Origin of the sequence: Alkalihalophilus pseudofirmus OF4, assembly GCF_000005825.2 — a bacterium.
GTDB lineage: Bacteria > Bacillota > Bacilli > Bacillales > Bacillaceae_D > Alkalihalophilus > Alkalihalophilus pseudofirmus.
Genome location: NC_013791.2, coordinates 3,152,148 through 3,172,113 on the forward strand (window position 1 = coordinate 3,152,148; position 19,966 = coordinate 3,172,113).

27 protein-coding genes are annotated in these 19,966 nt (G+C 41.7%); 5 read left to right on the plus strand and 22 right to left on the minus strand.

The genetic code is table 11. From position 1 onward, the window contains the following. Positions 1-3: 3 nt before the first annotated feature. The 6 genes from BPOF4_RS15800 to BPOF4_RS15825 all read right to left on the minus strand — a co-directional run bounded on the left by BPOF4_RS15800 (position 4) and on the right by BPOF4_RS15825 (position 4,723). A complete protein-coding gene (locus BPOF4_RS15800) occupies positions 4-1,305 on the minus strand; it encodes an ABC transporter substrate-binding protein (protein WP_012960206.1) in 1,302 nt (433 codons plus the stop codon). Between the two features lie 22 nt (positions 1,306-1,327). Next, positions 1,328-2,137: a carbohydrate ABC transporter permease gene (locus BPOF4_RS15805; protein ID WP_012960207.1), complete on the minus strand. Its 810-nt coding sequence runs from the start codon at positions 2,135-2,137 to the stop codon at positions 1,328-1,330. Next, positions 2,134-3,069 (minus strand): carbohydrate ABC transporter permease, encoded by a 936-nt coding sequence (locus BPOF4_RS15810; protein WP_420796439.1) that lies wholly within the window; start codon positions 3,067-3,069, stop codon positions 2,134-2,136. The genes BPOF4_RS15805 and BPOF4_RS15810 overlap by 4 nt, the downstream gene beginning before the upstream one ends. Positions 3,070-3,337: 268 nt before the next feature. Beyond that, positions 3,338-3,934: a YusW family protein gene (locus BPOF4_RS15815; RefSeq protein WP_012960209.1), complete on the minus strand. Its 597-nt coding sequence runs from the start codon at positions 3,932-3,934 to the stop codon at positions 3,338-3,340. A 146-nt stretch (positions 3,935-4,080) separates the two neighbouring features. Beyond that, the gene (locus BPOF4_RS15820) at positions 4,081-4,425 is read right to left on the minus strand and encodes a hypothetical protein (protein WP_012960210.1); all 345 of its coding nucleotides are present in this window, start codon (positions 4,423-4,425) and stop codon (positions 4,081-4,083) included. 97 nt (positions 4,426-4,522) lie between these two features. Further along, entirely contained in the window at positions 4,523-4,723 is a 201-nt protein-coding gene (locus BPOF4_RS15825) for a hypothetical protein (RefSeq protein WP_012960211.1), read from the minus strand. Positions 4,724-5,304: 581 nt separating this feature from the next. Between BPOF4_RS15825 and yhfH the strand changes: the two genes are divergently transcribed. Further along, entirely contained in the window at positions 5,305-5,403 is a 99-nt protein-coding gene (yhfH, locus tag BPOF4_RS21705; protein ID WP_337999213.1) for a protein YhfH, read from the plus strand. Between the two features lie 92 nt (positions 5,404-5,495). Then, complete coding sequence (gene rraA / locus BPOF4_RS15830; RefSeq protein WP_012960214.1) at positions 5,496-5,975, plus strand: ribonuclease E activity regulator RraA; 480 nt, start codon at positions 5,496-5,498, stop codon at positions 5,973-5,975. 44 nt (positions 5,976-6,019) lie between these two features. Here the strand turns inward: rraA and BPOF4_RS15835 are convergent, their stop codons facing one another. Next, a complete protein-coding gene (locus BPOF4_RS15835) occupies positions 6,020-6,841 on the minus strand; it encodes a manganese catalase (protein WP_012960215.1) in 822 nt (273 codons plus the stop codon). Positions 6,842-6,913: 72 nt separating this feature from the next. Beyond that, entirely contained in the window at positions 6,914-7,039 is a 126-nt protein-coding gene (locus BPOF4_RS22810; RefSeq protein ID WP_012960216.1) for a hypothetical protein, read from the minus strand. A 101-nt stretch (positions 7,040-7,140) separates the two neighbouring features. Between BPOF4_RS22810 and BPOF4_RS15840 the strand changes: the two genes are divergently transcribed. Beyond that, positions 7,141-8,118 carry a LacI family DNA-binding transcriptional regulator gene (locus BPOF4_RS15840; protein ID WP_012960217.1) on the plus strand — a complete coding sequence of 326 codons (978 nt, stop codon included), beginning with the start codon at positions 7,141-7,143 and terminating at the stop codon, positions 8,116-8,118. Between the two features lie 250 nt (positions 8,119-8,368). Here BPOF4_RS15840 and BPOF4_RS15845 read toward each other — a convergent pair whose 3' ends face one another. Continuing rightward, positions 8,369-8,737, minus strand: coding sequence for a DUF2188 domain-containing protein (locus tag BPOF4_RS15845; protein WP_012960218.1), 369 nt, complete (start codon positions 8,735-8,737; stop codon positions 8,369-8,371). Positions 8,738-8,859: 122 nt separating this feature from the next. On the opposite strand from BPOF4_RS15845, the gene BPOF4_RS15850 reads away from it, so the two are divergent. Beyond that, complete coding sequence (locus BPOF4_RS15850) at positions 8,860-9,294, plus strand: CBS domain-containing protein (RefSeq protein WP_012960219.1); 435 nt, start codon at positions 8,860-8,862, stop codon at positions 9,292-9,294. 61 nt (positions 9,295-9,355) lie between these two features. On the opposite strand, the gene BPOF4_RS15855 is transcribed toward BPOF4_RS15850, so the two are convergent. Together BPOF4_RS15855 and BPOF4_RS15860 are read right to left on the minus strand one after the other, a co-directional pair. Then, on the minus strand, positions 9,356-10,594 hold the full coding sequence (locus BPOF4_RS15855) for a S8 family serine peptidase (protein ID WP_012960220.1): 1,239 nt from the start codon (positions 10,592-10,594) through the stop codon (positions 9,356-9,358). Positions 10,595-11,194: 600 nt separating this feature from the next. Beyond that, positions 11,195-11,647 carry a hypothetical protein gene (locus BPOF4_RS15860; protein ID WP_218959097.1) on the minus strand — a complete coding sequence of 151 codons (453 nt, stop codon included), beginning with the start codon at positions 11,645-11,647 and terminating at the stop codon, positions 11,195-11,197. 350 nt (positions 11,648-11,997) lie between these two features. Between BPOF4_RS15860 and BPOF4_RS15865 the strand changes: the two genes are divergently transcribed. After that, positions 11,998-12,561: a recombinase family protein gene (locus BPOF4_RS15865; RefSeq protein WP_012960222.1), complete on the plus strand. Its 564-nt coding sequence runs from the start codon at positions 11,998-12,000 to the stop codon at positions 12,559-12,561. Between the two features lie 583 nt (positions 12,562-13,144). Here the strand turns inward: BPOF4_RS15865 and BPOF4_RS15870 are convergent. The 11 genes from BPOF4_RS15870 to BPOF4_RS15925 all read right to left on the minus strand — a co-directional run bounded on the left by BPOF4_RS15870 (position 13,145) and on the right by BPOF4_RS15925 (position 19,949). Then, on the minus strand, positions 13,145-13,426 hold the full coding sequence (locus BPOF4_RS15870; protein ID WP_012960223.1) for a hypothetical protein: 282 nt from the start codon (positions 13,424-13,426) through the stop codon (positions 13,145-13,147). Further along, positions 13,427-15,604, minus strand: coding sequence for a phage tail tape measure protein (locus tag BPOF4_RS15875; protein ID WP_012960224.1), 2,178 nt, complete (start codon positions 15,602-15,604; stop codon positions 13,427-13,429). It lies immediately after the preceding gene. Continuing rightward, positions 15,605-15,868, minus strand: a complete 264-nt coding sequence (locus BPOF4_RS15880; protein WP_012960225.1) for a hypothetical protein — start codon at positions 15,866-15,868, stop codon at positions 15,605-15,607. A gap of 193 nt (positions 15,869-16,061) precedes the next feature. Continuing rightward, positions 16,062-16,319 carry a hypothetical protein gene (locus tag BPOF4_RS15885; RefSeq protein WP_012960227.1) on the minus strand — a complete coding sequence of 86 codons (258 nt, stop codon included), beginning with the start codon at positions 16,317-16,319 and terminating at the stop codon, positions 16,062-16,064. 95 nt (positions 16,320-16,414) lie between these two features. Beyond that, positions 16,415-17,125, minus strand: a complete 711-nt coding sequence (locus BPOF4_RS15890) for a hypothetical protein (protein WP_012960228.1) — start codon at positions 17,123-17,125, stop codon at positions 16,415-16,417. A 35-nt stretch (positions 17,126-17,160) separates the two neighbouring features. Then, on the minus strand, positions 17,161-17,601 hold the full coding sequence (locus BPOF4_RS15895; protein WP_012960229.1) for a hypothetical protein: 441 nt from the start codon (positions 17,599-17,601) through the stop codon (positions 17,161-17,163). Further along, positions 17,601-18,179 carry a hypothetical protein gene (locus tag BPOF4_RS15900; RefSeq protein ID WP_012960230.1) on the minus strand — a complete coding sequence of 193 codons (579 nt, stop codon included), beginning with the start codon at positions 18,177-18,179 and terminating at the stop codon, positions 17,601-17,603. The genes BPOF4_RS15895 and BPOF4_RS15900 overlap by 1 nt, the downstream gene beginning before the upstream one ends. Then, a complete protein-coding gene (locus BPOF4_RS15905) occupies positions 18,169-18,594 on the minus strand; it encodes a hypothetical protein (RefSeq protein WP_012960231.1) in 426 nt (141 codons plus the stop codon). Before BPOF4_RS15905 ends, BPOF4_RS15900 begins: the two co-directional genes overlap by 11 nt. Then, positions 18,582-18,869: a cold-shock protein gene (locus BPOF4_RS15910; protein WP_012960232.1), complete on the minus strand. Its 288-nt coding sequence runs from the start codon at positions 18,867-18,869 to the stop codon at positions 18,582-18,584. The genes BPOF4_RS15905 and BPOF4_RS15910 overlap by 13 nt, the downstream gene beginning before the upstream one ends. Continuing rightward, on the minus strand, positions 18,866-19,240 hold the full coding sequence (locus BPOF4_RS15915) for a hypothetical protein (RefSeq protein ID WP_012960233.1): 375 nt from the start codon (positions 19,238-19,240) through the stop codon (positions 18,866-18,868). Before BPOF4_RS15915 ends, BPOF4_RS15910 begins: the two co-directional genes overlap by 4 nt. A 466-nt stretch (positions 19,241-19,706) precedes the next feature. Continuing rightward, complete coding sequence (locus BPOF4_RS15925) at positions 19,707-19,949, minus strand: helix-turn-helix domain-containing protein (RefSeq protein ID WP_012960235.1); 243 nt, start codon at positions 19,947-19,949, stop codon at positions 19,707-19,709. Positions 19,950-19,966: the final 17 nt, after the last annotated feature.

Here is a 19,966-nt window from a genome sequence, read left to right on the forward strand (position 1 = left end):
TAATTAATGATTTAACGCTTCATCAATTAACTCTTTTGCTTTATTCAGCGATGCATCAGGATCATTTTGCTCATAGAGCTCTTCAATCGCATTTTCGATAATATTTCTGGCCTCAGGGAAAACATTCATCAATGCCCCTTGAGTTGCAGGCGTCAGCTGAGTGTTTTGCAGCTGCTCTACAGCTGTTGTAAATTGAGGAAATTCTTCATATACAGCAGCCAGCTCCTCTACCTCATAAGCTGCCGGCGTAATCGGGAAGTACCCTGTTGCCGCAGCCCATTTTGCTTGCACTTCAGGATCAGCTGTATACTTTACAAACTCCCATGCAGCTTGCTGTTCCTCAGCCGATACTTGGTTTGTAATCCACAAAGATCCGCCTCCGACAATCACACCGTTTGCTTCTTCTCCGTCTACATGCGGTAAGAAAGCTGTACCGACTTCAAAGGGAGAATCATTGACATTATCACGAGTTGCAGCTGTGGAATCAAGATACATTGCAACCTGGCCTGCACGGAATGCAGCGCGAATATCATCCCACTGACGACCGAAGTTGCCAAGCGTTCCTGCTTCATCCATCTCGTTTAACCAATTAAAAATATTTTGCCCTGCCTCACCATTAATCAGAGCTTCGGCAGGCTCTCCGCCGCGACCGTTGTCTTGATCAAGATAATGAGCCCCTTGATTCGCTAATAACTGCTCAAAGAACCAGCCATAAATAAGAATAGCAAAACCGTTAGCATCTGTTTGATCAGTTAATGTTTGAGCGGCTTCCTTCACCTCTTCAAATGTACGAGGAGGATTTTCTGGGTCAAGCCCCGCTTCTTTAAACATATCCTTGTTGTAAAACATAATGGCATTAGATGTATTAAACGGCATCGAATACAGATCACCATCTAATTCATAATAGCCTAAAATATTTTCTTCAAGCTGATTCACATCAAAACCGTCTGCATCAACAAATTCTTGCATCGGAGTGATAAAACCGCTGTCACTCATGTATTTAGTTCCCACTTCGTACACTTGCACTAAAGAAGGGGCCTCAGTTGAGCCGCCAACTGCTCGTAGTTGATTTAGGAGCTCCTCATAGCTGCCCTGATAGACGGCTTCTACTTCAACAGTGTCTGATTGAGCATTAAAATCTGCAACCATTTCATCAATCGCCTGCCCAGGGCCTCCACCCATTGCATGCCAAAACGTAATCTTTTTCTTGCCTTCTTCCGTTGCAGAATCATTTCCGCCGCAAGCCGCCACGACAAACAACATTAAACAGGCGACCACACCTAGCCAGACTTTCCGACTCTTCATCTTCTTCTCCCCTTTTTTATATTTATCCCTTTATAGCTCCAGCCATTAACCCTTTACGAATGTGTTTTAGGCCAAAGAATAAAAGCAGCAGAGTCGGCAGCAAAATCATCACTACTGCTGCCATTACCATATTCCAAGATGTCGATGATTCTTGAGCAATCATCATTTTCAGTCCAATTTGAACCGTTCTGACATCATTATTACTCGTCACTAAAAGCGGCCAGAGATACATATTCCACGTTGTTAAGAAACCATATATCCCAAGCGCACTTAATGTAGATTTAGAAAGAGGCAGAACAAAGTTCCAATAGAAACGAAATCTTGAACACCCATCCATTTGAGCGGATTCAAAGATCTCCTTAGGAATCGTTAAGAAATGCTGTCTTAACAAGAAGATTCCAAAAGCTAGTGCAAAAAATGGCACAGTTAATCCTTGATACGTGTTAACCCACCCTAAATTGAGGATCGTAAAGTAATTAGGGATGACTGTCGCTTCCCAAGGAATAAGCATCGTTGAAATAAAAAGTGCAAAGATAATTCCTCTTCCCTTAAAAGGAATGAAGACAAACGCATACGCTGCCAGACTACAGACAATTAACTGACCAATCATAACAACAAATGAAACAATGAAACTATTAGTAAGGAACTGGAGCAACGGGACTCTATTAAACGCTTGCCCGTAACTTTCTACGCTAGGTGATGCAGGGATGAGAGCTCCGCTGAAAATCTCTCGAGTAGACATGAGACTTGCTGAGAATGCATAGAGGATGGGAAAGAAAATAGCCAATGCTGAAGCAATTAATAAGATGTAGAGAATGATTTTTTTCATCATTGGTAGTGCACCTTCCTCTCTCCCACTTTAAATTGAAGAACAGTAAAGATAAGAATAATCAAGAATAGAACAATCGCTTGTGCACTAGCATATCCAAACCTTCCGTTATAGAAAGCCTCACGGTAAATCGAATAGACAATGAGATTTGTTGAATTAGACGGCCCTCCTCCGGTCAAAATATCGATTTGACCGAACGTTTGAAAAGAGTTAATTAACGTGACAACGCTTACAAAAAATAATGTTGGAGATAACATAGGAAGAGTAATCTTGAATAATTGATGCCAATACCCCGCACCATCAATTCGGCTGCTTTCATAAAGTTCCTCTGGTATATTTTGAAGGCCGCCTAACAAAACAATAAAGTTAAAGCCTATGTTCATCCAAATGGTTGTTATGGCTACAGAAACTAAAGCCCAATCTGATGAAGTCAGCCAATTGATCCCGTCTATACCGAACACTGCTAAGATATTATTAAGCACCCCAAGTGTCGGGTGAAATAAAAACAACCAAATGGTCGCCCCCGCAGCTACTGACACTCCTAAAGTCGATGAAAAAATGACACGAAAAAAAGCCATTCCTTTAAGTTTCTCATTTGCTATCACTGCTAAAAACAAAGCAAAGACGATGCCTGTAGGAACGGTATAAAGTACAAACTTAAACGTTGCCCACATACTAGTTTGAAAGGCACCTGACTGCAGAAGCCTAGTGTAATGTCCGGCTCCTACAAAATCTTGGGTGACCCCGCCAGCTGTGGTAACAAAAAAACTGAAGTAAAGCGTCTTTAACATGGGATAAAATAAAAAAACACTAATGACAATTAAAGCAGGGAGCAAATACAACACACCGGAAGCGAACAGTTTCCATTGTTTCTTATCAGATTTATTTCTTTCTTTATCTATGCGTTTTCCCATTAGAATGCCCCCTATTATCATCGAGAAAGAGAACCTGCTTAAAAGGTAGCAACAGCTAATATAATGGGGGGTTCTCTTAATCTAGGTAAAATGAAAAAGACTGAGCGGACAGATACAAGCTAATTCATCCTATGCCTGTTAAAAAAGAATTAGTACAGCATCCGTTGGGAAATCCTGTATATACCAAACACTTATGTAATGTTCATCAACTCATGTCTACGAGAGCTTATTACTATATCAATATAAAAAAACCACATCTATAGTAGATGTGGTTTCGTTTATATGGTTATTACATAGTGTCATCTTCTTGAGAATGTTCAATATCAAGGTCTGTTCCATCATCCCAAGTAATTGTTAACTCAAGGCTGTCATAGTTTGGATCTAGACCAAAACCTTGTACAACAGCATCAATGATTTCTTCTTCACTCATAGAACTGTCTAGTTCCATTTCTTCAAATGTCGTTTCTAGTTCAGTATACGCTTCATCACCCTCTAATTGAGTGTCATTTACTGAATCATCAATTTCTGCACGTACTTCCTCTGGATCATGTTCATACGTTACATCATAGTTGTCGCCCATTTCATCATAGTTAACATTTAGCTCAAATGTCGAGAAACCAAATGCGGTTGTTGCAGGCTCTTCGTCTTCAGTCATGTCACCCATGTCTTCGCCCATATCATTATCTTCATCAGTGTCAGTGTCGTCACCCATTGTTGTATCATCGTCACCGATTGTGTCGTCAGTATCATCACCCATTGTGTTATCTTCCTCTTCTACCTGATCCTCTGGTGCTGGGTTGTCCACCTCTTGATCTGTGTTACAAGCTCCTAAAACGATCGTTGATGTAATAAATGCTCCTGCTAAGATTGTTTTTGCTTTTTTCATAGTAATTGTGCCTCCTAATTTGTTTAGTGTACTTATTGAGTAACCGTTATTCATAGAACTCAAACATTATTTTTAAAAAATAATTATGTGAGATTGTTAGACAATGTGTGAAAAATACACATTTGGTTAATTACTTCAAGAACGATCTAAAGAGAACTTTGGCCGCTATCGGTTTTTCCAACCGGCATAATATCAGCTAATATTTCTTTTGTTTCAGGCGATCCTAACGCATAAAGCTTCTCATATAAAACTCTTATCTCTTTTTGAGTGTGATCTTTTTCATTATCCGCTTTTCTTTCTTGAAACGGTCTTTCAAAAATCTGCTGCGGTTCAAAATCTTGATTACTGACCGATTCAAGCAAAGCGTGAATCTCATCCTTTTCATCAGGAGTTGCATAAATCTCATATTGAATAAGATTATCAGGGGTTTCTGTTTTAGTAATACTTAAAACTGGCATATCTACTGAAACAAAATAACGTTCACGTTCCACTATGATCCTCTCCTTTTAATTAAGTTGTATCTAATACTTCCTTACCCCATCTGAACCTATTTACACATAAAATAAGACCAAGCACTGTGGCTTGGTCTTATTCTTCACTTGTTGAACGATCTTTCGTCTTTTCTTTTTTCCGTTCCTCTTCTTCTTCATATTTAATCTCATCTAGCGGAAGATCATCTACAGGCATCACTGTTTGATCCCGCTCTTTTTGTTTGCTTCTATCTTCTTTAAAAGCTTTTGACTTATCATTTCTTTCTTTAAGAACTTTGTCTTTTTCTTTATTATCCAAGGTAATCCCTCCTCTTTAGTATAGGAGATTCCCTGTCATTCTTATCTTAAACCTTATTAATCTCTAAATAATTTCTTTGTTAAGTCATCAATTTTTTTTAAAATCTTCTGTTTCAACTTTTTTCAAACAGGAGAATACTCCATTGACTATCTTTATCAGCCTCTAAAACTTCAGCTACATTTAAAAGATACCCGACTCACTCTTTCTATCACCGATGATAAAACATGCTTAGAGAGCTGGGATCTACCTAAGGAAGAAGCTATTATTTCAATGCTTCATGCTGCTGAAGAATTTATGACATTGGTTAATAAAGAAACGTTCACCTTATTCCAAACGGAAATTAATTCTCTCCAACAAAAGCTGGTCAGCTTAAATACGTTCTATAAAATCTAAACTTATAAAGGCTTAAGCACTCCCAAAGGGCTGTGATTTAAGCCTTTTTGTTTCTTTTAAAACAAATTTAAAAATAATCTGAAAATATACTTGCATTCCCCTTATCTGTTATAGTACAATGAATTCAACAAAACAAACGGAGGCGATTAATAATGACTTACAAAGCGATGATTACAAGAAGAACTGGTATGAAAGAGTGTACGGATTGTGGAAAGGTTATTAATCAAATCCAAGAGGCTTATTTCAATCAATGCGAGAAGTGTCTAAGACATGCAAACCACGATTAAACAACATACTGTTATATAACATTTAACTATTAAGTCTGATTCAATTTATTGAGTCAGACTTTTCACTGAGAATATTCAGCCAGGAGGAAAACATGGAAATTATTACGGCAGATTTATGTGATGAATTTAGAGAAAAAGTAAAAATAGCAGACCCCATTTTTAAGATGTTCGGCAAACGGAAATCTTTTTACGGCCCTGTACATACGGTTAAAGTGTATGAAGATAATGTCCTTGTAAAAAAAGCTCTCCAAACCATCCCCGAAGGCAGTGTTCTTGTCGTTGATGGCGGTGGTTCAACTCGCTGTGCCTTACTCGGAGATAATTTAGCTGATATCGCCGTTACACGGAAGCTCCCTGGAATTATCGTTTATGGCTGTATTCGAGACAGCGCGGAAATTAACCAAATGGATATTGGCGTAAGAGCCATTGCCACTCACCCTTTAAAAAGCATTAAGCAAGGCAAAGGGCTAGAGCAAGTTGCTGTTCAATTTGCAGGGATTAACTTTGAGCCGGGAGCTTATGTGTACGTTGATGAGGATGGGATACTAGTTTCAGAACAACCATTAGTATAACTACTAAAAGAACAGCCCAAGCTTAGGCGCTCGGACTGTTCTTTTTACATCATTGGAGGAGTATCATGAATATACGGAGGAGCTGGATTTAAACTAGGCGCATCCGCAAATGGGTATGGTTCAGCAAAATATTGAAATTCACCTTCCCCGTCCATACTCGGACCGCTCGCCCAGCGTCCTTGTGCACTTTCTTCTCCCCTTGATAAATTGATAAATAAATGAGATACTTCTCGTTTCTCAAGCTCTCTTGGGAAAGTACTTGGAACAATGACACCTTCTTGAGCTTCTAGTTCACTAATGGCAGCGAGCCATTGATTTTGGTGCATTGTGTCCCTTGCAATTAAAAAGGAGAGCATATCCTTTACACCACGATCGTCTGTCTGTTCATACAATCTTACAGCTTGAAGTCTTCCTTGAGACTCAGCATTTAAATTCGCTCTAAAATCAGCTAATAAATTCCCGCTTGCAATAGTATAACCGCCATTCCAAGGAACACCTACACTATTTACCGGCATCGCACCGAGCCCTGAAACAATAGCATGCTGCGGATTCATACCTCCTAATATTGCACCTAGCACAGGATCTTGGGCAGCTTGCTCCTGCTGATCGACTGGAGCCCCCTCTAGCAGGTGAGCAATCATTGTCGTTAACATTTCAATATGTGCAAGCTCCTCTGTCCCCACATCCATCAGCATATCCCTGTACTTTTCATTCCCTCTTGTATTCCACCCTTGAAACAAATATTGAATAGCTACTGAAATTTCACCAAATTGTCCACCCAGTATTTCTTGAAGTTTCTTCGCATAAACTGGATCCGGTCGTTCTGGCTTCGCCCAATATTGCAGTTCCTTCACATGATAAAACATATCATCCCCCCTCATCACACTAGTTAAATGATATGTGTTTGACCGCTCATACAGAACACAGACAAACTTAGTTTATTTTGATTGATCAAAAAAATCATACACACTCATCAGCGATCTTTGTTGGTCTTTTGTTACGTGACTTGCTAAGATTAATTCAATCATACATAAAACAATGATAATTAACACACCTGCTACCATGCTTCATCCACTCCTTTTTAAGCTGATACTAAAAAGGTAATGTATGAAACGCGTTACATAGCAAGTGATTTTTCAAAAATTAAATTGAGGGGAGATTGCTCATGGCGACGATTCGAGAAATTGCAAAGATCGCACAAGTGTCAGTAGCTACTGTTTCAAGAGTACTAAACGACCACCCTTATGTAAGTAAAGAGAAAAAAAGGGCTGTGCACCAAGCTATAAAAGAACTTAATTACTCTAGAAATTTAAAAGCTATCCAATTAGCAAATAAACACTCAAATCTTGTCGGGGTGATCCTCCCAAAAATTGACCTTCCGTATTTCAGTGAAATTGTAGAAGGTCTTGCTGAGGAAGCTAGAAAACTCCACCTTCAATTAGTGCTTATTCAATCTAATTATGAAACCGAAAAAGAAAGAGAAGCTTTGGAGCTATTAAGGGGACATCTTATGGACGGAATTATATTTTGTTCACGTGCCATTTCACTTATTGAAGTAAGAACCTATCAAGAATATGGTCCGATCATCCTTTTAGAAGATACTGATCAAGATGATTTTTATTCAATAAGCATCCCTCATGATCAAGCGTTTAGTTATGGCTTAGAATATCTTCATTCTAAAGGGCATAAAAAAATGGCCATCGCGTTAAATCGAACGGATGGGATCAACAGCAAAAAAAGAATTCATTCCTATAAGAAAATGATGGAGCAAATAAAAGAACCTATCAGAAAAAATTGGATATTTGACCACTGCTTATCAATGGAAGATGGTGTTTCTATCGTTCAAAAATACTTGTTGCTAAAAGAAAAGCCGACTGCTATTTTAACCACAAATGATCAGCTTGCAGCGGGAGTCATTTTAGAAGCAGCAAAGCATCAGTTAAACATTCCACAAGACTTGGCTGTGTTAAGTTTTGATAATCAAGACATTTCAAAAGTAATGGATATTTCTACTATAGGTATTCCTATTAAAGAAATGGGCAGTGAAGCATTGAAAACACTTTATAAGATCAGAGAGGGTCTCCAACCAGTCAAAAAAAAGCGCGAACTCCCTTTTAAACTTATTGAGCGATTAACTGTTTGATGTTATGTAAATTCAACTTCCCGATGCGGCCTATGTATGCAGCTCCCGAAATATACTACGCTTTCCGCGGAAGCTTCCGGACCGCCCGCGGAAAGCGAGTACCTGCAGCAGAGGTTAACACCTACTGTAAGGCGGACTTCTGAGTGACATTCTTTACTTCCAAAGTAGACCTTGCGTGAACATCATCCGCTAGATTAGAGCTGTTCATATCATGAGTCAAACACTGTGGTTATGTCCCAGTCTGTTTCCTTTATTTTTCACTGTATTTCTTGGTCCGCTCGAGTGCACCGTCTTTTTTATAAACTTTTAATTGAATCTGCTTTTTCGCTAACAGCTCATCTCCATATTTCAGCGCTTCTTCTTTCGTTTCAAATGTCTTACTTGCCCTCTCTGCTCCTTCTTTCTTGATCGCCCATTGATCATTTTGATTTATTAATTGATAAATTTCATCGTTCTTTGTGTTCCCGATTTTCTCTGCTTCATCAATTGCAATAGGTATCGCTCTTCCTTCTTCATAACCATCTTCTACTAATGAATTAGCAATTTCAATTGCTTTTTCTTTCACTTCTTTGTTTAAATTCTTCATCGCATCTGGATAATCATTTTTGTTCCAAGGCATTGCACAGCCCCTCCATTCTTTTTGTCTTTTCTTTTTTTCTATATGTACCCTAAACGTTCTTGAAATAATCAAGTATAAATCACTCTAAACAACAAATAGTAGATACGAAAGGAGTGAGCGTAATGCCACAAAACCTAAAAAATCTTATGTCCACTCAAGTATTTTCTGTCACACCAGAACAATCGATCCAAGAAGCAGCAGCTCTTATGAAAGAACATAATGTCGGATCCATCCCTGTTGTTGAAAATGGTCAAGTAGCAGGTATGATTACCGACCGTGACATCACTCTGCGTTCAACTGCGGAGGGTACTTCAACACATATTCCGGTACGCGAATGTATGACAAGCAACCTTACAGTAGGAACATCTACAATGGATGCACATGAAGCAGCTGCTTTAATGGCCCAGCACCAAATCCGCCGCCTGCCAGTTGTTGATAACGGTCAATTAGTTGGTATGGTTGCTCTTGGCGACTTAGCTGTTGAAAACACGCTTCAAAATGAAGCTGAAGAGGCTTTATCGGATATTTCACAGAGTAATGATATTCAAAATCAGTAGTCCTTAATTAAAAAGCTGCCCGAAAAGGTTTCTATACCTTTTTGGCAGCTTTTTGTTGATGTTATTTTTTTAGTGCCTCATAAACGTTTACAATTCCATGACCAAAATGTTGACGGCTTTTTCCTGTGCCAAAGTCTGCTGTTTGCTGTAATAAAGTACGAATCTGCGCTGGAGTCAATTCCGGATTCTCTGCTTTTACTAAAGCAAGTGAAGCAGCAACTTTAGGAGCAGCCATACTCGTACCAATCGCATAGCCATATCCCCCAGGTACGGTTGAAAGAGCTCTTGCCTCCGTATCCCCGCCAGGTCCTGCAAGATCTACATTTCCATAGTTTGAGTAATAAGCTAATTCATCATGAATCGTAGAAGATGACACGCTAATAACCCATGGTATATCAGAGAATGTATCATGGAGAGGCCCTGACCATTGCGCTCCTTCTCCAGGAATCGTATACATTTTCTTCCCTAAATCAATGGCATTATTTCCATTAGCACCTACGATCATCATATCCTTGCTTTGTGCATATCTCACAGCACGCGAAGCTGAAAGGTGAAGAGTTCTTTGCTGCTCGTTATTCATCATGCTGTAAGTTCCAAGACTCAAGTTCGCAATATCTACGCCATCATCAGCAGCAGTAGTAATTCCTGCTAATATACTCGTCCAATTACTAACTCTATAAGAGGCCATGGCAAGTTCCGGACCAACTCCCATCACTCGACCATTAGCTGCAATCGTACCAGCCACATGCGTTCCATGCATGCCAGAGTAGGAGTTGTCTGCTGTTCCTGGAACGAATGATTTTGCAAATAATAGATTATCCTTAAGATCAGGGTGAGTTGTATCAACTCCAGAATCAATAACCCCTACTAAGACATCGTGGTTACCAGCATTCAATTTCCATGATTCTCCGTTATTAGTTACGCGTTTAATATCCCATTGGTACTCCTCATACAAATCAGCTTCACTCGCATTGACTCTCAATTGATTTATTTCGTACGCTCGCTCTAGTTCAACTTCTGGGGATCGCAGTTCTACATCCTCTGCAACAGCTGCAATTCCACCGTGATGTTGAGCCCATGCTTTAAATTCAGGATTTGAAGTGCTCACATTGATTACTCCTATTTGCGGGACTTCCTGTAAAACATCTACTCCTAAATCAGCCATCTCTTCCACAATAGCCTTTGGAATTGTTTGTTGTGAGAATGTAATAATATAGTCCGTTTTTTCCTCAGCTAAGACTCCTGAGCCACCAAAAGCCAATAACCCTGTTAATGTTAATCCTGCAATCCATTTTTTCATCGTATTCCTCCTCGTATGTTTTTACCGCCTTTTAAATGTTCGGTTCTCTAAGTAATTTCCCTTCATCCACTTGTAAGATATTTGAAAATGAGTAATAAGCCCTTTAAATTTCATTAGTTCTTTATTACTTGAGTCATTTTAGCTAGTGATAGTATATTACAGTTAAAATATTAGCAATAAAGAGTCCAAGGATGTTAAAGTTATTAGTTCAATAATGTTAAAGCTATTAGTTCAACGAACAGCATGAAGAGCAATCTAATTACGAAGTAGGAGAATATAAAATACACTAACAAAAAAAGGCGACCGCATTTGGTCGCCTTTCTTTTTTTATGGAGCATAGCGGGCTCGAACCGCTGACCTCTTCGCTGCCAGCGATACTTCCGAACCATTCCACGTTTCTATATACGGCAAGTCTATACGATAAGCCTAACGTTAAGCCACGTTTATCATACACTTTCCCGAAAATTATGTAATATAACGCAATCTTAACATACAGGCGTTGGTTGGCGCAATATAAAGAACGTTTCGCTGCACCTAACGACCGATTACCTACCGCGCAAAAGTTAGTTGCACGTATGACGTTGCTAGCAACAACGAATATTACAAGTTCCTTTTTAATGCCCTTAAAAATTCATTTATATCATTATCCATACTCTCTTTATAATCTCTATAATCATGAAATTCATTCGAAACCTCAAATGTATCGCCTGTATTCAACTTAATAGTTACAAGTTTATTCTGTTTACTTAGAGACTCGATATTAGGATATGCATATTCTTCCACGATTTTCTCTATCAATTTAAATGGGTACTCAGTTTTATTAATTGTAATTACACAACTTTGCCCTTCAATTCTTTTATTTTCATGTGCTTCATAAGTGTAGTGCGTTAATGATTGTTTTGCGCAGTGAAGAACTTCAATCTTACCATCTTCTTTATATATCTCTACTGCATTAATTATCCCTTCATGCGTATGGTCCAATATAGAAAAAAATTTATCACTATATTTATTACCTTTGTGCTGAAATCTAAGATACATTGTCAAAATAACCACGCCTTTCGATATAGTATATTTTTACTATACTACATAAATACACAATACTCACTATATTTTTACAATTATTTATCACCTTTCATGAAGAGTCAAAGTGTTTTCTAAAAATTCGCGGTGTATCCGAAGAAGATGCCGGTACACACGACCCTAGGCTATGGGGGTCGCCGCCACTTCTCCACTCACCCCGTCCGCACCTAGTCCGATAACGATAGTTTATGAAACGTTAAATAAAACGAAACTTTTGCGCTGAAATGAATCAATAAATCGGTACGATATCCGTTTCATTATCTATTGACCGATAACATACGTTTATGATACGATAAGCCTAACGAATACTAGGAGGCGTTATTATGATTATCGGATATGCTCGCGTATCAACAGCGGATCAATCGCTCGACTTACAAATGGACGCATTAAACAAAGCCGGATGCGAACGGATATACACGGAAAAGGCAAGCGGCGGCAAGGATGACCGCATCGAGCTAGCGAGGGTACTCGACACCTTACGCGAAGGTGACACCCTCGTCGTCTATAAGCTAGACCGCCTAGCCCGTTCCACCAAGAAGCTAATCGAGGTGGCGGACCTACTCGACGAACTCGGTGCGGAGCTCGTAAGCATAAACGATAATATGGACACCAAGACGCCCATCGGCAAGGCGATGTTTCGTATGATCGGCGTGATTGCCGAGCTGGAACGAGATATGATAAGGGAACGCACTAAGGCGGGATTAGAAGCGGCGCGGGCTCGTGGTCGCAAAGGTGGTCGCCCTAAGACTGACGCTCGCAAGCTAGATCATGCGGTGCGGTTATACGAAGCTAAGTCTCATAGCGTGAGGGAAATTACGGAGCTTACCGGAGTTAGTAAAGGCTCTTTGTACCGCGAATTGGATCGGAGGAAAGAAGGCGCTCAATAAAGGGCGTCTTTTTTGCGTGTTCAAAGTATTCCGGACCCCACGCGCAAGGACCGTGTCGCAGGTAATATCGGAAGTATTCGGAATAGCCCCGGTACACTTCCTTCTATATATGCGTACCCTTTCGAAAACTTCCGATGCCTCTCCGTCTGACCCGTGTCGCAGTCGTAGAGTGTAAATAGTGTAACGGAAAATACCGACTATGACCGCCTTACTGACGCCTTTCTTCTATATAGTGCGTAATCGGTACTGAACGTTACACTCTGCGCCTCTATCCGAAGCCTTTCGCAGTTAAATATCACAGCGGATCACAAGCTCGAAAAGTTTCCGACGCGTGTCTATCTGGACCCCCTCGCAGGTTTAGAGTCCAAATAGTCTAACGTTCGATTTCCGTTCCTTCTATATATGTCCGCAAAAATGGACGTTAGACTCTATAGTCGCATGTAGTCGGACACCGGCGGTCATTCCCGCTCATATTTGCGATGTGTTTCTTCTTATATGTATACGCAATAAACGAACAATGTCCGGCTAGATGCGACTAAAGCTATGTAAAGAGAAAGAGACGCAATTAAGCGCCCCTCATCGTTTAAATAATTTCGTCTAACACTACACAAAACTGCTCTCGCTCATCCCATGCAACAAGCGCTTGCTCTCCGACTTTTAAATTAGCAGCCGACCTTGTGACGGTTAGGAAAGCGCGATCTAATTCGATCTCATCGCTGTTCATTCTAATGCGCATATTCGGCATTGGCTCGAGTACAGTAGCTCGCTCTAACTTAGTATCTGTATTGTAGCCAAGCCTCTCGATAACTTGTGCTAATTTGGCGGTACCACTGCCCTCGATTCTTAAACTTCGGTGTATAGTCAATTAAAACGCCCCCGTTAAACTTGGTTTATGTCGTAATATTTGTTTACCTAACTCTTCAGCAATTGCTTCAATGTCGCTCTCTTGGCGTACGTGGAAAGTATTTCCGGAGATAGTTACGGTAGTACCACCACCATTACCACCACCGGCGCGACCTTCTCGGTATGCTTGTGCTTCTTCGCGTGGTAATACCATTTCACCGCGGTGAAGTCTCGCATGATATCCATCATATCTGACGTTATCTAACCCGTGATAATGTCCGTTCCCATTTCCTGCTCTTCCGCCTGTTACTAAATTAATAGCTCCGCTGAAGCTCGGCATCTTAAAGTTAGTAATCGCGCTCGTAAATGAGTCCCACTTGCCTTTCGCAGTATCAATGAACGACATTAGCGGACTAAAGAAGTCGCTTACCGCTGAAGTAGCCGATGACATAGAGTCGCTAATCTTCGTTTTAACCTCGTCCCACGTTTCGCGAGTCTTTCTGCCGATGTCGGTGAAGTTCGATTTAATGCCCGACCACAATTCGGCTGCTTTAGCGCGGATCTCATCGAAGTTTTGATACAAAGATACGCCTGCCGCAATTAGTGCGCCAATAGGACCCGCAACAATAGCAAGCATCGGATTATCTTTCAGTCGTGCCCATAGCTGTAATGCGCGCTCCTTGATCGTGTCGAAGTTTTGATAAAGCGAGATACCGGCCGCGATTAAAGCGCCTATTGGTCCAGCTACAATTGCGAGCATTGGATTGTCTTTTAAACGTTCCCATAATTGAAGCGCCTTCTCTTTAACCGTGTCCCAATTTTTCCACAATAAATATCCGGCCGCGATTAATCCTACGATCGCTGCGATAACCCATGTGATTGGAGAGGCCAATAAAGTAACGTTTAACATTGCCTTTGCTGCAGCTAGCATCTTGAATCCGGCCACCATCGACGGAATCATTGAAAGTACAATGCCTATGCCTAGCGCAATAGGAGCAATAGCTGCCGCTAAAATACCAAGTACGATAATGATCTTTTGTGAACGGTCATCAAGTGCGCCGAACTTAGATGCTAATTCCCCGATAAATTCGGCAGCTTGTCTTACATACGGCTTTAACTGGTCGCCGAGTACGAGCATAAAGCCTTCAATCGAGGACCTCATACTCCGGAACGCCCCGCCTAGCGTATCTTCCATTATGCCGGCTGCTTCTTCTGCGTATCCAGTCGAGCCTCGTATCGCTTCTTCAAGCTTGTTGTAGCTCGCCGATCCTTCTTGGAGCATCGCATTGACTCCTCGCATCGCTTGTTCGCCAAATATCGAACCTAATGCGGCATCTTTCTGCGCGGTAGTCATTCCCTGCGTAGCCTTTTCGACGTCTCCCATTACCGAGCCTAAGTCACGCATGTTCCCCTGCGCGTCATATAGCTCTAACGTCATATCTCCTATCGCCAGCATGCCATCAACCGCTTTATTACGCATGTCTGACAACATTGACGTTAATGTCGTACCGGCTTGCGACCCCTTGAGGGATTGGTTGGCAAGAACTCCGAGTACGGCGTTTGTTTGCGCCATATCCATACCGGCTGAAGCAGCGGCACCGCCCGCATATTTAAGAGCCTCACCGAGCATATGAACGTCAGTATTAGCGACCGCTTGCGTTTTAGCAAACATATCGGCTGCTTCACCAGCTCTACCGGCTTCCATTCCAAAAGCGGCCATTTGATCGGTTAGAATGTCGGAAGCACTTGCGAGATCCATTGACGCAGCACTCGCTAAGTTTAGAAGTCCAGGAGACGCCTCCATAATCTGATTTGCATTCCAGCCGGCTAGTGCCATGTAACTTTGGGCATCCGCTACTTGGGACGCCGAGTGCGCTGTCGTAGAACCGAGCTGCATCGCTTGTTCGCGCATCTTTTCAAATTGCTCACCTGTGGCGCCGCTGATCGCTTGTACTTTCGCCATAGAATCATCGAAAGCAGCGACTGTCTTAACTGAAGTACCCGCAATAGCTGTTAAAGGCGCCGTGACAGCGACCGATCCGACTTTACCGAATTTCTGAAGGGCACCGCCCCATTTTTCGAAGTTCTTTTGATTTTTTTCTATCTGATCGCTAAATTTACTTACGCCTTCACTGGCGCTTCTTAGCGGTTTACTGAATTTATCAGTTAGCTTTAAAACAGCCTCTAAATTAAACGCCATTTATACCACCCACTTCTCGCTGACCTCAATAATCCTGTCGTTAATGCGTTCACATTCATCGTAGTCATACTTTCGTAATGACACCGCCATAGCTTGGAGAGCATCGGATATTCCCCGCATCGCTTCTTTTGTTTCGCCTTCAAGCCCATCAATGAAGCGGTCGTACTCCTTAAGTTTGCGAATGGATCGCTTGGAAATGATGCCGGTTCCCATTTCGGCGTGAATCGAAGTGAATAGCTCGGATAATCCTGTCAGTGTTTTCATTTGATCTCCTCTTTTCTAATTTCATTTTTTAGTAGGTAAAGAAATAGCCCGCCGATCTGAACGGTAAAGTACAGATACGCAAGCATTACAATAAAGCCAATTACATAAATGAAGCTCAATTAATCACCGCCTTTTGAATAAATAAAAAAGACGCCCATTGCGGACGTCGTAAATTGGAGGAATTTCTATTCAGTTAGTTGTACTGCGCTAAGAACTCGCCTTTCAATCGAGCATAAACTGCCGCTGACTCCGGTGTCTTGTACGTTAATGCTGCACCATACGCGCGACTAAGCTTATCAGCATTTACATGGTCACTTGTAATTCGAGCCACTGCCGACCTGTCTCGCTCGGCTTTATAGTCCGCCGTTTCAATGTAAGTGTCGCCTACCATTGCTAATACTTCGCTGTCTTCTGTAATGACCGGCTTTCCTTCGTAAAATTTCATCTTCATCGTAACAACCCCTTTTTGATTTTTTTATTGGAGGAATCCATAGCTCCACATCGAATGATGTCTAGGCATCCGAGCTTCATCGCAGTATGTTTAAGTTACATAAAACTTTTATAATCTCTTACTAACGATTGGTAACCTTCGCCGAACAGTTTAGAAACTCCGACATTAATTTGCATTTCATCAACCGCCGAGCTACCTTTAAGTGCTTCAATTTCTTTTAGTAAATCTTGCGCAGCTACTTTCTCAGAACGTGATCCTGTAATCTTTAAACCGTCGTACACTGTTCTTAATCGAGTTGGATCCGTATGCGCACTCATTTGAGCGCCGAAACTAGCGAACTCGCTCGCGACTTTGTTTGCAAAATAAGGCGATTCAATTCCGGAAATAAAGTCGAGCATTGCTTGAGCACTTGTCCGACTCGGAAAGACCGCTAGTTCCGTTTTAAGCTCGCTGAATTTCTGCTCAAATAGCGCAATATCAACGTCAGCAGGTTTCGCTTCCGGACTTGTCGCTAGCTTTTTCGCAACTTGTTCCGCCTCTTCAAGCTCTTTTTGCTTAACGTTCTCAATAACACTGATAATCTTCGCTAATTGGCGAGCGCCTTCTTTCTTAATTTCGCGTTCTTTTTCGGCCATACCAAAAGCTGATAAAGTTCGATCGTTTGTTACTTCGCTTAGCTTCTGTTTGACTTCATTGAAGATTACTGCTGCTTGCGCCATCGAGCTATTACCTTTCGCTTCTCCAGGCGTTGTATATTTTAATGACTTTACCTTCTCAATACGTTCCTTAATTTGTTGAATACTCATAAATGACCGACTCCTTTTTAGTGTGGTATTTGAAATTAATTTAAAGCTCTTTGAATCTGCGTAAAGATCGAAACATTTTCGTTGGTAGAGTTTGACGCAGCTAAGTCACGCGCCATCTTTTCATGCTCCGGCTTTACTTCGCCGCTTTGTAACGCTTGCCTCAATGTAGCCTTCGCCTCATGAATGCCGACATGCGCCCGCCTGCCTTCTTCTTGCATTTTGAAACGGTCCGCTTGAATTGCATAACGCTCTTTATCCGCATTAGTGGCGCCGTCCGCTTCTGCTTTCGCCTTCATTTCATCGAGCGCTTCGCCTCTGAAACTACGCAAGAACGGATTCTCTTCGTCGAATAATACGTTTAATTGCTCGCGATATAGTTGCTTTAATCGGCTGTACTCCGCTAGTTTGCGAGGATTGCCGGACTGTTGAGCTTCTGCCTTCGCCTTTTCTACTTGCGATTCTAAGATTACGCTCATTATTTCGCCCCCTTAACGTGTTTGTCTGCCCACTTGCTGGCGTCGTACTCACCAAAGAAGTATTTATCGCGTTCATCAGCGTCAGCTTCGATCTTGCCTAGCTTGTAATACACGTAATCGCCTACTTCGTGAATCGTCGCTTGTTTTTCATCGTTGTATTCAGCGATTGCCGCTTGGTATTCGGCCCATGCTTCGACCCATTGCTTCTTAGCTTCGAACATTTTCTCGTAGGCTGGCGCTAGTTTAATAGCTTTAAATTCCGGCAGATACTTACTGCGCCACTCTTCAACGATGTCGTCCGGCGTAATTGACGTTGTTTTCATTTGCGTAAATAACGTCTGCTCCTGTCTCCGTCTCGCGTGTGCCTTTTCAGCTTCTTTGATCTTCTCGTCTAACGCGTCCAACTCTTTAGTAATGTCCTTACCGTCAATAAGAGACGCCCGTAGTTTTGCTTCATATTCTGCTTTCAAGCCTTGCACTTCTTCTTCTGCCTGTTTAACGCGAAAACTCATTTCACTTGATTGGCGCACTCTAGCCGCTCTTTCTTCTGTGTACTGATCTAACAGCTCAAATTTCATAATCGTAATCCCCTCGCAATTTCATCAATATTTTTTCTAGCTTTTTTACCAAGAACCCCCGCAACTTAGAAGGCTTCGGTCGCTCCTCTTTTATTACTGGCTCTATTTCATGTACTTCACGCAGCAAGTCAGCGATCAATTCAATCTCGCGCCGTGTATCATCGACGTCACTTGGTCGTTTAATAGATACAGCAATGCCGGCAACTTCCAACGCTCCCTTAAATAGCTGCTTGTCCGCGGTATATAGCTCGAAATCATCGCCACCGAGCTTCTTCAAGCGTTCAAACGCGTCGCCATAGCCATCAAACTTAACGATAATCTTGTCGGCACAAAGTCCGTCAGCGCCATAAAGTATCGCGACCAAGAACATTTCGCTCTCTAATTGCTCAACATTCGCAACAATTAAAGGACGCATACGCGCTCGCCTCGTTTACCTTTGCGCGTTTCTTTTAGCTCATACGTCACTGCTGCCCCCGGGCGTGGCTCCCCACTAATTACAGAGTCGCGATGTATGAATACGTCTTTCTCGGTATAACCATAACCTCGCGCAGTATTGAACCATGCGAGCCGATCTTGTGCGGGCTTTTCGGTCTTGGACTTCTTCCCTTCTCGCTTGCTTACGTGTCCTGTAGGTTTGATCCACGCTAAAGCTTCTAACGTTTCTGCATCATTCTTCCAAATTTCGTTCATTCTGCATTCTCCTTCGCAATTGTAATTTTTATTTTGAGAACCGTCGCAATGTCACTGGAAAGCTTGCCGCCGACCAATGTCATTACGTGACTCTTGTACGTATTCGCAACTATTACAGCTTTCTCCAAAGCAAGAAGCCGCGCTTCAGCTTCAATTTTCGTTTCATTAAAGAACCGCTCAAATCCGAGCGTCTCGCCTACTATCGTCTTAACTTGGTATTCACAGAGAAAACCATCATTGAAAGGTTTTGCATCGAACTCAATAATTGCCACGTTATCCGGAAATAACGGCCGGCCGCCCTCACGTTCTAAATACTTTCGTTGCTCTCCGTACGGTCCATAATGTTCGTGAGCATAATATAAGCAATCCATTTTCGTTCCTCCTTAAAACGACGCATTAGAACGTCATATTTGCTATTACCTTACAAATACACTAGGCGCATCATAACCTTGCGTATACACGCTAAAAACACGCTAAATTTAGCTGATTTCGGCTTGAATGCGTCGTTTTCTTGCCCTATATTCTCGGTCCCTTTTACGACGTTGCTCCGCATTGATTTTCGACTGGCAGCTCGAGCAATATTTCTGCGCATTGGATCGCTTTTGAAACGGCTGCTTGCAGCTTTCGCAATAGTCCGCAAGTGATTCAGAATTACCGAGCGCATTCCAATATCGAGCGGTTAAAGATTCATCGCCTGGCATTACGCAATTCTCGTAATAAGAGCACCGTATAAAAGATTCGCCAGCACCGAAAAAAGGACACTGCCTATCTAGTAGACACCGCCCGTTACCTGCATATGTTGCGCATTCACTTTTAACTTGTCGTTGAATTTCCGTTTTAAGACTCAATGTCCGCCTCCAATTGGAACTCGCTATGAATACTCATAATACGGTCCAGTTTTTTTTCCGTTAACTCTAGCTCTCTTTTCAGTCTTAAAATTAATCTATCAGTTAGTCTCCTTTTACCATTTTCGATATTGCATAGATGAGCATCAGTAACTCCCATTAGCGAACTCATTTCAACTAGTGTCAAACCATAAACCTCTCTAATTTTCTTTACTTGAATAGAAGTTAATTTCATTTAGTACCCTCCTCAAT